13 protein-coding genes are annotated in these 12,922 nt (G+C 46.3%); 3 read left to right on the forward strand and 10 right to left on the reverse strand.

The features are described 5' to 3' along the window. Nucleotides 1–11: 11 nt before the first annotated feature. Both MKX30_RS20775 and MKX30_RS20780 read right to left on the reverse strand, forming a co-directional pair. Nucleotides 12–626: a DUF47 domain-containing protein gene (locus tag MKX30_RS20775; RefSeq protein ID WP_007428879.1), complete on the reverse strand. Its 615-nt coding sequence runs from the start codon at nt 624–626 to the stop codon at nt 12–14. Between the two features lie 188 nt (nt 627–814). Next, nucleotides 815–1,909, reverse strand: a complete 1,095-nt coding sequence (locus tag MKX30_RS20780) for a DUF3048 domain-containing protein (RefSeq protein WP_069080215.1) — start codon at nt 1,907–1,909, stop codon at nt 815–817. Nucleotides 1,910–2,158: 249 nt separating this feature from the next. On the opposite strand from MKX30_RS20780, the gene MKX30_RS20785 reads away from it, so the two are divergent. Next, on the forward strand, nt 2,159–2,677 hold the full coding sequence (locus MKX30_RS20785) for a DoxX family membrane protein (protein WP_023987083.1): 519 nt from the start codon (nt 2,159–2,161) through the stop codon (nt 2,675–2,677). Nucleotides 2,678–2,890: 213 nt separating this feature from the next. Then, the gene (locus MKX30_RS20790; protein WP_341063410.1) at nt 2,891–3,814 is read left to right on the forward strand and encodes a hypothetical protein; all 924 of its coding nucleotides are present in this window, start codon (nt 2,891–2,893) and stop codon (nt 3,812–3,814) included. 73 nt (nt 3,815–3,887) lie between these two features. Here the strand turns inward: MKX30_RS20790 and MKX30_RS20795 are convergent, their stop codons facing one another. The 3 genes from MKX30_RS20795 to MKX30_RS20805 all read right to left on the reverse strand — a co-directional run bounded on the left by MKX30_RS20795 (nt 3,888) and on the right by MKX30_RS20805 (nt 6,167). Continuing rightward, the gene (locus MKX30_RS20795; protein WP_023987081.1) at nt 3,888–4,679 is read right to left on the reverse strand and encodes a dioxygenase family protein; all 792 of its coding nucleotides are present in this window, start codon (nt 4,677–4,679) and stop codon (nt 3,888–3,890) included. Between the two features lie 92 nt (nt 4,680–4,771). After that, nucleotides 4,772–5,596 (reverse strand): alpha/beta hydrolase, encoded by an 825-nt coding sequence (locus MKX30_RS20800; RefSeq protein ID WP_023987080.1) that lies wholly within the window; start codon nt 5,594–5,596, stop codon nt 4,772–4,774. 271 nt (nt 5,597–5,867) lie between these two features. Next, the gene (locus tag MKX30_RS20805; protein ID WP_023987079.1) at nt 5,868–6,167 is read right to left on the reverse strand and encodes a hypothetical protein; all 300 of its coding nucleotides are present in this window, start codon (nt 6,165–6,167) and stop codon (nt 5,868–5,870) included. Between the two features lie 197 nt (nt 6,168–6,364). On the opposite strand from MKX30_RS20805, the gene MKX30_RS20810 reads away from it, so the two are divergent. After that, nucleotides 6,365–6,796 carry a hypothetical protein gene (locus MKX30_RS20810; protein WP_013308831.1) on the forward strand — a complete coding sequence of 144 codons (432 nt, stop codon included), beginning with the start codon at nt 6,365–6,367 and terminating at the stop codon, nt 6,794–6,796. A 161-nt stretch (nt 6,797–6,957) separates the two neighbouring features. Here MKX30_RS20810 and MKX30_RS20815 read toward each other — a convergent pair whose 3' ends face one another. The 5 genes from MKX30_RS20815 to ilvA all read right to left on the reverse strand — a co-directional run bounded on the left by MKX30_RS20815 (nt 6,958) and on the right by ilvA (nt 12,811). Continuing rightward, the gene (locus tag MKX30_RS20815) at nt 6,958–7,905 is read right to left on the reverse strand and encodes an ABC transporter substrate-binding protein (RefSeq protein ID WP_076265194.1); all 948 of its coding nucleotides are present in this window, start codon (nt 7,903–7,905) and stop codon (nt 6,958–6,960) included. A gap of 119 nt (nt 7,906–8,024) precedes the next feature. Continuing rightward, a complete protein-coding gene (locus tag MKX30_RS20820) occupies nt 8,025–9,050 on the reverse strand; it encodes a FecCD family ABC transporter permease (RefSeq protein ID WP_053324661.1) in 1,026 nt (341 codons plus the stop codon). Continuing rightward, nucleotides 9,050–10,135, reverse strand: coding sequence for a FecCD family ABC transporter permease (locus MKX30_RS20825; protein ID WP_081391198.1), 1,086 nt, complete (start codon nt 10,133–10,135; stop codon nt 9,050–9,052). The genes MKX30_RS20820 and MKX30_RS20825 overlap by 1 nt, the downstream gene beginning before the upstream one ends. 193 nt (nt 10,136–10,328) lie before the next feature. Beyond that, the gene (locus tag MKX30_RS20830; protein ID WP_023987074.1) at nt 10,329–11,303 is read right to left on the reverse strand and encodes a glycoside hydrolase family 43 protein; all 975 of its coding nucleotides are present in this window, start codon (nt 11,301–11,303) and stop codon (nt 10,329–10,331) included. 221 nt (nt 11,304–11,524) lie between these two features. Then, entirely contained in the window at nt 11,525–12,811 is a 1,287-nt protein-coding gene (gene ilvA, locus MKX30_RS20835; RefSeq protein WP_069080226.1) for a threonine ammonia-lyase IlvA, read from the reverse strand. Nucleotides 12,812–12,922 lie beyond the last annotated feature (111 nt).

A 12,922-nucleotide genomic window follows, 5' to 3' on the forward strand; every position in this document is an offset into this window, starting at 1 on the left:
AAAGGACTCCCTTACGAGTTACGCATAATGATGGATTCCAGCATATTTGCAACATCCTCGCATGAATCCGTTGTCGTTTCAAGGCGTTCGTACAATTCTTTGCGTTTAATCAGTTCAATAGGGTCAGTTACAGTTGCAAACAGGTTTTTAATGCAAATACGCAACAATTCATCCCCCTGATTTTCCAAATCATTCAGGCGAATAGTGTATTCACGAATGGCCAGCAATTTTTTCTGTGAAAGCAAATGCACAGCTTTCTGAATTTCGTAAGCTGATTGACGCAAAATATCAGCGAACTGCACAATATACTCGTCCGGCTCCGTAATATTGTACATATAAAAACGAGAAGCCGTCGCTTCAAGACCGTCCAACACATCATCCATGGTTGTTGTCAGTTCCATGATGTCGTCGCGTTCCAACGGCGTAATGAAGGTCTTGTTCAGCTCAGTAATAATCGTGTGTGTGTAATCATCACACTTATTTTCATACTTCTTCATTTCATTTGTAAACAAAGTTACATCCTGAAGATTTGAAGTATGTTGGGCAAAATAATCGGCTGCTTGCACGATCGTATCTGCCATATTTTCCAACGTCTCGAAGAATATATCCTTTTTCTTCAATCTCATAACGATTACCCCTTTACGAAAATATCCGCAACCTGTTTCGACTGCAATAGACAACCTTTGCTATCTTATCACACTCATCAATGTTTTTGTAATGTTTGTAAAAGCAAATTTCATGATATACGTATACATTGCCCGACATGGAAGGTCATTATCCGACATTTTTTCCCTAAAAAGGTGTATTTCGCTTTCTAATTTGCTTCTATGGTTACATGTTCCTTTAGTGAAGTATCTGCAGGTACCACATGTATATAGGATGTACCTGGTGTTAACGGGATTTCAACCCCATTTTTCATAAAACGAATCGCATCGCCTGGTGTATGTTGCCACTCAGCCTGTATTAACCGTCCTTGTTGAAACACCATGGCCTCTCCGCTACCGTCCAACTCAACACTTAATCTGCCTACATCATCCAACGTTCGATGTCTAGCGCTCATCACAATGACATTGGCTGCTGAGAGCTGTTGGTTATTATTTTGATCCACATGTGACTTTTCGTTCACAAAACGCTTATATTGTTGATCCGCTGGATCATAGGTATAAGATACCCGATAGCTTTTAAGCAAAAACCGAATTTGTAAAGATGCTGCAGTCTCGTCCACCATAACTGGGGTTTCACCGGATTTGAGGTAAGAATATACTGGAACGTCCGTCTGCTTGGCATACCCTTTACTATCGCTTCCTTTGCGCAGTCTGTTCACGTCTGTGTATAAATTATGTGGAGGACGACGATCTTTGCTTCGCCAGAAGTAAGCCCCTCCATTTGAAATCTCATCCAGATGTTCCTTCCGCTGCTGCTGTAAAATCGCATAGGCATCTGTGCTTCCCCCTGCGTGTATCGGCAACGCACCATAGGTTTCGCCCAGCTCAATCAAATACGGTCGAATGCTACGGACCGGTCCGATCTTTACATCTCCGCCATGACTTTGGAAAAAAGCGACCAGACGGGTAATCCCACCTTCTGCAAGAACTTCATATACCATGTCTGCCTGGCTAAGTCCTGCCTGTGGACGTGCAGCCGGAGCATTGTTGATCATGACAGCGAGCGGTCGCTCCAAAACTGGCTGCTCCACCGGAAGACCGGTGAGCGGAGCTGTAAATGCCGGAATAGACTGCTCCTTCGGCGGTTCAAGTGCCTCCTTCTCTGTTTCTTGCTTGGTCAGTTGGGGAACGGATTCAGATTCACCCGTATTGGACATAGCAGAACAAGACATCAGCGTCATGCATAACAGAGCTGAGGCCATCACACGCAACCAATGATTTCGTTGGGAAATGGGCCCGGACAAGTTCATCCCTCCACTTAGTTATTTTTCTCATTATAAGCTTTATTTCCTGTTTTTGTCTTGATTGAAGCATGACCAATCTATAGAATACTTATCTGAAGACATTAAAATTTAAAAAATATTTAGACTTTGTGATTTTTATCACAAATAACTGTAACTGAACCTACTACAATAAAGGTGTAGCAAAGATGATCATCCCCAACAGAATGAAATACAACCAACATTATAGATTAAGAAAGAGGAGTGGTTTGAATGTTTAACAGCTGGTTACGTGAGAACAAAGTCGCAATGTGGTTGCTGACTGTAGTACGGGTTTATCTAGGGTATGAATGGATGACCCACGGACTTGAAAAGCTGACAGGTGGATTCGATGCAGGCGGGTTTATCTCGGGGGCCATTGCTAAAACAGGTGGAGACCATCCCGCTGTACAAGGCTGGTGGGGATCGTTCCTGGAAGCCTTTGCCCTGCCGAATGTAGGTTTGTTCAACGTCCTGATCCCATTGGGTGAGTTCTTGGTAGGGGTTGGCCTGCTTCTCGGTACATTGACTACACTGGCTGCTTTGATGGCTATGGTTATGAACTTCTCGTTCCTGTTCTCGGGTACAGTAAGCACCAATGCAATCTACCTGCTGTTTGAAATCTTCCTTGTAGTTGCTGGTGCAAATGCCGGAAGAATTGGCTTTGACCGTTGGGTACTGCCCTTCCTGCGTGGACTGTTTCGTAAAAATAAAGATACCTTTCCAGCTGACCCTAGCCGAAAAATAGCTTAAACATCCCAAAATAACCGTTATCCTCCGGGGTAATGGTTATTTTTTTGCGCTGTTATGCTCACAAGGGGTCTTTCAGCTCCTTCTAACTCGAACTCTTTTATCGGATTCATCATCCCCCCAAACGTTTACAAGTTGGATACAACATGGAATGCTCACGATACATTTACCCTATACACTACAGTTACATCAAAGAACGTAATGGAGGGTTATATCATGAAAAAAATTACCAAAGCCTATCTCATGCTCGCAGCCGTAACTTTCACAGTGCAGACTATGGGATTGGGATATACGACATCAGTCAAAGCGGCGACGTCTACTACGACATCTCAGGCAGAAAGTGTACAACTTATCTCCAAGACCTTCGAGCAGCTACTACGCCAACCCGACAAGCTACCTCAGGCATTCACTTATTTGCAAAAGCATATTCAATCCATTCCAGCCTCTCAAGCTACCATCATGGTGCTTCATCTGGAAAATGCGCAGAACCAGCAATTGGATTCCTATGCAAAGACCTTATACCCGGCCTCTGTTCAAACCAAAATAAATCAAATCTATAAACCCGGTGATTCGTTCACAAATGTAATCAGCCGTTCAAGCGATGTGAACCTGAAAAAGTTGCTAACTCAAACAAGAGATGCCGGCTACAAACTTGAAACTGCAGAAGGCATGTACTACCCAGTCATCAACTATGAAAAATATAAAGTCTTCGGGAAGCACACCACGACAGATATCCGCAGCTATATTGACATCATGGCGATGGAATCCGGACAGGCGGCTACCAAGGATGCCGCGCTCCGTATCGGCTATCAACAGTTAGCCGGACGAGTGCTGGCACAGGAGGCATTTTTAAACCAATATCCTCATTCCAACCGTACACAAGCTATAAAAAAATTGCACGATCTGTACTTCTTCTATACTTTCTATGGCACGAACAATACGCCATTATTCGATTATGATACCGGAAAGATTCATCCGAATGCCAAAAAAGGGTATCAATTCGTCGTTCAACGTAATATGGATTCGAAGAGTACCTACATTCAAAAGCTGAAAGCATTTATGACACTATTGGATCAAAATGGAGATCAGCGTACTACGCAGGTATCCACTTGGCTAAAAAAGAACGTGCCTTCTAATTAATCAAAGACGCAAAATACACAAAAGAACTTCCATTCCCACACACCATGTGGATTCGGAAGTTCTTTTTTTACATTTACGTATCACTTTCTTGACCAAAAGCCCAACAATTGAGACTCAACGAGCCAAGGACATACGACTGAAAAAGCTTATGCGCAGAGCGCTCATGATCCGCAGCCCCCATCGCATAAAACAAAGGTGAAAAATGCTCTATTCCATAAGAAGGTACCGCCTGTTTGGCATATGGAGCCTTCTTGTCATATTGGAATAGGTGACGCAAATTCCAGTCTTGGAGCTGCTGTGCAATCCAGTCATCATATTGAACGGCCCAATCGGCTGGCTCACTCGTCTGCTTGAGTGTCCGCAAGTTGTGGACCAATCCGCCGCTACCGATAATCAAAATCCCTTGTTCTCGCAAAGGCGCCAGCATCCGTCCAATCTCGTATTGCTCCTGGGGAGCGCGCCGAGAATCAATGGACAAGGGTACGACCGGTATGTCCGCATCAGGATATATATGCCGCAAAACCACCCATGCTCCATGATCCAGTCCTCGGTTCCGAACCGGCTGGTGGAACAGGTTATGCTGACTGAACAGATGCTCTATCTCCTCATACAGCTTCGGATCGCCTGGTGCAGGGTAATCGATTGAGTACATTTCTTCGGGAAAGCCATAGAAATCGTGCAACGCTGCATGCTGATCATCCGCGCCAATACATTGATCGGGGCTATCCCAATGCGCTGAAAAAATGACAATTCCTTTGGGTCGGGGCAGGCTCGCGCCCAGCTTTGCAAGAAAGCTGGTATATGCGTTATTTTCTACAGCCAGTGTCGGTGAACCATGCGCAACAAAAATTGAGGGTAATGTCATCGCTGCCAACCTCCACACGCCAGTATAGTGTTACTCTTCCATTTTACTCCGGCGGAGGCGCAATTTCCAATACAATCCGTTACACACTGAAATCAGATCATCCAGTGCTGCCAATCCCGTTGAATATTTTCCTGTTCATCCAGCCATTCAAGTGTCCGATCAATGAGCCGTTGCCGCTCTTTACCTGACGAGAAAGTGTGATCCCCCTGGAAAATAATCTCTTTATCACAGCGTCCCTCTGGACGCATCCAGAATATCTTTTGAAACAGAAATGCATAATCCACAGGAATAATATCATCCGAGGTGCCATGAACAACGAGCACATCTCCGTTAAATTTAACGGCCTCCTGGAACGGCTGAAATTGAGCTAACGACTCAAAATAAGCAGGCGTAAACTTATAGCCCAAATAGTCGGCATGACCGGTTTTAACAGACTCATCGTACACGCTTCGCTCCGTAATTTTGACGATGTCGTTGAATGGATAGCCCACTGCTGACCAAAGAACCAGATTTTGTACTCTCTTATCCCGTACGGCTGTGAGAAGGGCAACCGCGCCCCCCAGACTGTGACCGATCAGCGTCACCTTGGTTGGGTCAATGTCCGCACAATTGACGGCGTAATCCAACACGGTACGTGTCTGATTAATCATGGATTCGAGCCCCTGCTTGCCGTATTCACCTGTGCTTTCCCCACAACCGGCAAAATCAAAGCGCAGGACAAAGTATCCCCCTTCGGCCAGTTCACGCGCAGTCTTGACGAATAATCGATCTACTCCGATACGATTGCCCACAAAACCGTGACATATAACAACGAGGGGAACTCGTCTCTGACGCTCTCCCTCATTTGTACGGTTTGGATAATGAATTGTTGCGGCCAGCTCTTCATGTTCAAAGCGAATTCCAATTTGCCGTTCCATCCTGATTCCCCCTGTTTCAAGCTTCACTACACATTTATGAATTCAAGCTCATATAGTAACGTGGAATATCCATCCAGGATATTCATTCACTTTAATTCCGATAAGTTTAATAAGTTTTATAGTAAAGTCAGTCTATCATCGCCCTGCTTCCTTGTCAACCTGTCAGTTCACATCGTTAAAAAAGTAAACAAATAGCGCTCCCCGGTGCGATTCCGGAGAACGCTATACTACACTTATTAGAGTGAATCCACTACATTAAAGTAGACATTCGTTATTCGTAGCTGTTCCTAAACATTTGGTGGGTCTCCGTTCGTCCCTCCCACTCCAGCTTACAAGAGGCGCCGTTATGTTCATCCTCATGCCACAGGCTGCGGTAGTTCTGTGCACCTAGTTCACCTGCAAATTCTGTATCCTCAGCCACTTCAATATCGTCCAGTATACGGTAGGTTGGAGAAGTTCCTTGAACACTCCGGTGACTCACATTTGTAGACGAGGCCACCCCGCTATTCCTGTTCGAAGCGTTTGCTAATCGTTTTTGGACTGAATAATCTGCCTGGTTCTCCAGTTTCATGATGCCACACCCTCTTAACGTTTATATTCAGGTTGCTCTATGTGCTCACCCTGTATCCAGTTTGAGGAGAATGCAGCGGTAATATACATTTTATAGATAAAGTCTTTTGCCATCCGACGCTTCCTCACGTATACTGTCTTTGTTACGAAATGGCGGTTCCATCAGCTAGGGATACGCTCATAAAGCAGGAGGAAGAAATGAATAAAGCAAAAAATTATACGCTTATTGCATGGATTGCCTTGTCTATGTTTTTTTTGACACAGGCAATTATCGGATGGTTTGTCACCTTTACAGGTGGGGATATCAAACCCTTTGAAAAAATCAGCCTATCCACCCTTATCATCATCGCCGCAGGAGCCATTCTACTCGTTGAAGCCCTGATGAATTTTATGGACCGTCCCGAAGAAGGCGAGGAGACACAACAGCCAGACCATGCCCCTGTAAAGCCCCAGATGAATCTCAAATCCATCTTGATGTATGTTGTGTTAGTTGTCGTGATTCTTGTCGCCGGACTGGCACTGCGCAGTGTACTGCCGGTATTCAGGATCTCACCTTGGGTAAATTTAATTCTCGCCGCCATCGGCTTTATTGGACTCAAACCGATTTTTCTGCGTAAAAAGCGTTCATAGCCCGCAATTCTCATTATATGGAGCTGCCTCATTTTGGATCATAGCAGCTCCTTTTCATTTCGATCAGGCAACCGACTTACAGCTTGAGCGTGCGCCAAAAAGCCGTATTCCTGGCCTGCAAGAAGCTGCATGGGGGAATACGGCTTGATATACTTTAAAACTTATTTGGAAAATAGTTGTTCTGCATTATCCAGAGCAATTTTATGTCCCATCGCGGAATAGTCCAGCCAAGGCTGTCCGTCCAACATGTAGACATGCCCTTGCTTCACCGCTTTGAGACCTTGCCATACTGTATTTCCTTCCAGCTGTTTGTATACCTTTTGGGCATCCGCGCCTTTACTGATGATAACAAGGATCGCATCGGCATCATAATCCGGTAAAACCTCTTGGGAAACAACTTGATAAGCCTTGTTGATCTTTTCTACACCCTTGGCTGGCTTCAAACCCAAGTCCTGATACAACAGCGGTCCTACGGGACGCTTCATCCCCATAACACGAACCTCTTTCGCCGTCACACGTACAGCCATAACCGTTCCGTCCCCAATTTTTGAATGAATCAGCTTTTTGACTCGTTCCTTCTGTGTATCATAATCTTTTAGAAATGCGTCTGCCTGTGCTTCATGTTTGACCATAGCAGCTATTTTTTTCAATTGATCCTTCCATGTGCCTTCATCCAGATCAAAAACTTCGGTCGGCGCAATTTTTTCAAACTTGGCCACATCGGTTCCCGAATATTTTTTGTCCAAAAAAATATGATCAGGTTGAAGTTCCAATACCGCTTCCATATCCGGGTCTGTGACAACACCTAGCTTACGGGTACTTTGAAGACGATCTTTTACATGGGGCAGAAAATCCTTCACATCTCCACCAATGACCGAACCAGCCGGAGTAATGCCCAATGCCAGCAGGTTGTTTGTCAAATGAATAGACATCGAAGCAATGCGCGAATCCGCACTAATGGTTGTCTGCGCACTGCCAGCCGCTTTCGTATCGGTAGCCTGTTTGTCGGCTGCTTGTCCGCAAGCGGACAGCATGATCATGCATACAACAAGAGTTGTGACTACCCATGAACGTTTAAAATCAGAACCCTTAAATTTGTGCTTTCTCATGTTACTCTCTCCTATGCTACAGAAACTCTACATTATAATGATCAATATAGAAGGCTTCTGCTTAGTTATTAATTTCAGCGGGTTGCATCATATGATTTCATATGTACCTATTCCTTCTGTCATTTTGTTCGGGACAACAGGAATAAAAAGTACGGAGCTCCTACCACAGCAACCACCACACCTGCGGGAATCGCATTCGGCTGAAACACCGAACGCCCAATCGTGTCTGCGGTGACCAGAATAACGACCCCGACCAAACAGGCTACTGGCAGCAAATGCTGGTACATCGGCCCAACCAGACGGCGAGCCAGATGAGGCGCAATCAGCCCAATAAAACCGATGCCTCCAGCCATGGATACGCTGGCACTGGATAGAGCCACGGCTGCGCCCAGCAGTAATAGACGCTGGCGCTTCACATTTGTGCCGATTCCAGCTGCGGTCTCGTCGCCCAACGACAGATTGTTCAGACTGCGCGTCTGCGACAGAACGTAGGGTAATACAATGACTATCCAAGGCAACAAAGCCGCTGCGTGTATCCAATCCCGGCCCCAAACGCTGCCAGCCAACCAACGTGCAGTAAATGCGTACGTATCCTCATCCAGCCGCAACGACCAATACAGCGTTATGGCGCTAAGACCCGAGGCTACACCGATGCCGGACAAAATCAGACGCACCGGCACGATTCCTCTGCTGCGGTTATAGGACAACAAAACAATTAGCACCGCCGCAATGACACCTCCTGCAAAGGTAAACAAGGGGATCAGAACGGCGGCCGATCCGTCCAGGTCGCGAAAAAAGCTAACGAACATCACCAGTCCCAACGCAGCCCCCGCATGAAGACCGAGCACTCCCGGATCAGCAAGTGCGTTCCGTGACAAGCCTTGCATGACCGCCCCGGCTGCGCCTAGTCCCGCTCCAGCTAGCACCGTTACAGCAATACGTGGCAGACGATATTCGAACAGAACGATATGATCACGTCCGTTGCCACCGCCAAACAACGTATCCAGCACACGTAGCGGTGGAATACGAATCGTTCCGGTATTCAAACCCAAAACAAGGACAGCAAAGCTGATCCCCGCCAATACCAAACAAACGAGCCAAGCCTTTTTCGTTCTTGTGTCCCCAATCCCTAAAGAGCGACTCACTATAAATCCCTCCTTTCCTTACGGGCGAGAAAGAGGAAAAAGGGTACTCCGATAAAAGACACCATAATCCCAATAGCTAGCTCCTCTGGCGGATTTGCCATTCTCGCTCCCAAATCTGCCAGCACCAGTAATACGGCTCCCAATAACGCAGACAGCGGCACGATCTGGCGATAATCCACACCGATTAGCTTGCGAGCGATATGTGGGATAACCAAACCTACAAAGCCGATGGCTCCGGCAGCCGATACAGATAGGCCGGCCAGTACCACTACAGTCAGCAGACCCAAAAGCCGGATACGCCTGAGATTCAACCCAAGGTTTAACGCCACCTCATCGCCCATCGAAATCAGCGAAATGGAACGTGCCAGCCCCATAGACCAGGCGATCACAATAAGCAAAATCGGTGCAAGAATCTCAAGCTGCGACCATTTAATCCCGGCTACGCCACCCGCATACCAGAAGGCTAAATCCTGACTTAGATCAAAATAAATCGCAATCCCCGAAGTCATGGAACCTAACAAGGCAGCCGTCACAGCTCCAGACACCGTCAATCTCATAGGTGTCAATCCTCCCGGTGCAGATGCTCCCAGACCAAATACTAGTAAGGTACTCATCAGCGCCCCCAGGAACGACAATACTATTAACGTCCCATAAGGTAGATTGGGGAAAAAGGCAAAACTCACTGCAACTACAAACATCGCTCCTGCGTTAATGCCCAGCACACCTGTATCTCCCAGCGGGTTTCGTGTAATACCCTGAATCAGAGAGCCTGCCACCGCCAGCGCAGCTCCAATAACAGCTGCACCGAGTACACGCGGTAATCTCAGCTCGTGAATGATCTGATGGGTCATTAGCGAACGATCATAGTGAAATACTGCCGACCACACGGTGCTTACGGTCAAATCCTTGGCTCCGAGAGAAATGGCGGCGAATATGGCCAAAGCCAACAATACAGCCAAAGCTGTGAACAACAACGCCTGCCGAACCCTACCCGTTCGAAGCACTGGACGTGCTGTTATGTCTACTTCAGGAACTGCCCTCTCTGTCAGAGCTGTATGTTTGTCCATGCTGTCTTTGGACTGCATTTGGTGAGGTCACTCCCTCCATACCTGAAAATCATCACGTCTCTTATAACGATAATGATAATTATTATCAACTTGATACATAATAGCATGTTTCTATGACATTGCAAGCCAAAAACTGTTCCCCTTAGGAGGAACAGTTTTTGAATATATCTATATGATTTTACTGCACAAATGACTCCAAACGGTCCTCTCTTTAGTACGTAGGCCAGCCTGCCGAATCCCATTTCAAATCACTAATCAGAAGCTTTGGATTTCCACCATCAGTGGCATCATAGGCATGACGTGCAATCACACTGTTGTTATAGACAGATTGTCCACCCGGTCCCTTCCAACGGTCATTCCCTGCATCCAGTATCGTTCCACCGCCATCCATCAGGCTTTTGCCGCTCTTGTCCACATACGGTCCGGTAATACTAGTAGAGCGACCGTAAATAATCTTATAATTACTGTCTACGCCTTTGCAGCAGTTATCAATGGAAGCAAACAGATAATAATAGCCGTCGCGGTATGTAACATGTGGCGCTTCCAAACCACCAGCCGTACGCTTGGCGATAGAATAGATCTGGCCCGTAGGCTTCATCGTATTTTTATCCAGTCGAGTCACTTTCAAGCCTGAATTCCATGAACCAAAGGAAAGCCACGGGTTACCGGAAGCGTCAATGACGAGATTCGGGTCAATAGCATTATAATCGTTAGCATCCGTCGTACGCAGCACTAGTCCATCATCTCTCCAGCTCCCCGCGCCAATGCTCGTTGCGGAAGCTAGTCCGATAGCCGAGGTCCGGGCACCAAAAGTAGAAATGGAATAGTACAGCCATACCCGTCCATTATACTTTTGAGCATCCGGTGCCCATACATCGTTAGTCTTTTGCTTAGGTACATACGATTTCCACCATGATGGCGGCGACAGGAATATTTGCGGCAATCTGTAAAAATTGCGTCCGTCGTCCGATCTTTGAACCTGTATCCCCTGCCCTGTGGAGAAAATATACCATGCGTTGCCTTCCTTCGTAATGGACGGATCATGCACTGCCACATCGCCAGTTAACGCCCAATGCTCTGCGGATGCAGATGGCATCACTGACAGCATTAAAGCAGCCGAGGTTACGGCAGCAAACGCCGTTCGGGTCAATTTACTCTGTACTGATTTTTTCCATGCTTTCAACATTCTTTCGCACCTCCGAATGAGTATCTTATAATGAAATTCAGGTGACACACCTATTACATTAGTGTTTATACTTATGAAGTTACCCATATATTAACCTATCACATTCAGTTTTGTAAACGCTTTATTTCAAATAAAAAGAAATTCATAAACTACGCATAACAATATACATACGAGGATTTTGCAAAATCCTGATACAAAAAAAAGAGCCCGTAGGCTCCTTTTCAAATTAACATATTAAATAGATTTTCGTTTTTGTTTAGTTCCGTATATTTAAGCCCCTTGCGGTTCATTCGTTCAATTAAAGGAAGATAGTCTTCCTTGTGGAACAGCTCAATGCCGACCAGAGCGGGTCCATTTTCCTTATCATTCTTTTTCGTATATTCAAACCTAGTAATATCGTCGTCCGGTCCAAGCACATCCTGTAGAAACTCACGCAGTGCCCCAGCTCTTTGCGGGAAATTCACCATAAAATAATGCTTCAGTCCTTCGTAAATGAGGGACCGTTCCTTAATCTCCTGCATACGATCTATATCGTTGTTACCACCGCTGACGATACAGACAACCGTTTTGCCTTGAATCTGCTCGCGATACAGATCAAGTGCTGCAACAGGCAGTGAGCCCGCAGGCTCCACAACAATCGCATTTTCATTATACAGCTCCAGAATCGCGGTACATGCTTTACCTTCCGGTACCTTCACAATATCGTCCAAGGTATGCTTACAAATATCGTATGTCAGCTGACCCACACGCTTCACTGCAGCTCCGTCAACAAACTTGTCTATTTGATCCAGTGTAACCACCTTGTGCACACGCATCGCTTCCGTCATCGACGCCGCGCCGAGGGGTTCCACGCCAATTACCTTGGTGGACGGACTCACGGTTTTAACATACGTACCTACGCCTGCCGCCAAACCGCCGCCGCCAATCGTTACGAACACATAGTCCATAGGTGTATCTAGGCTCTCCATCACTTCCATCGCAATCGTACCATTGCCCGCAATAATTTTCGGCTGATCGAACGGATGGATGAAGGTCATTGCCTGCTCGCTGCACACCTTCATGGCCTCGTCATAGGCATCGTCAAACGTGTCTCCGGTCAGAATGACCTCTACACTGTTACCGCCAAAGCGACGAACCTGCTTGACCTTCTGATTGGGCGTTGTACTCGGCATAAATATTTTACCGTGGATACCAAGAGCATTACATGAAAAAGCCACACCTTGCGCATGATTCCCTGCACTCGCACACACGATTCCTTTTTCCATTTGCTCAGGGGTCAAGCTACGGATCATGTTGTAAGCTCCACGGATTTTAAAGGACCGCACGACTTGGAGATCCTCTCTTTTCAGATACACATTACAGTTATATTTGGCCGATAGGACGGCATCCCTCTGTAAAGGTGTACGTACAATCACCTCACGCAGCATATGATGCGCTCGTACAATATCCTCCATGCCAACGGTTGACGCCATGGTCGGGTCAGTTTTCTGGGTTTCTGTTGGTTCCATAGGTTCTCCACGCTCCGCCTGAATATTTCTGTATTTGAGCATTTTGCATAAATCCCAAGAGCGATTTCAAATCAGCAATATACAGATCGAAACGGTTTAGTTCGTCTATAT

This window comes from Paenibacillus sp. FSL P2-0173, from assembly GCF_038008045.1.
Classification (GTDB): domain Bacteria; phylum Bacillota; class Bacilli; order Paenibacillales; family Paenibacillaceae; genus Paenibacillus; species Paenibacillus polymyxa_B.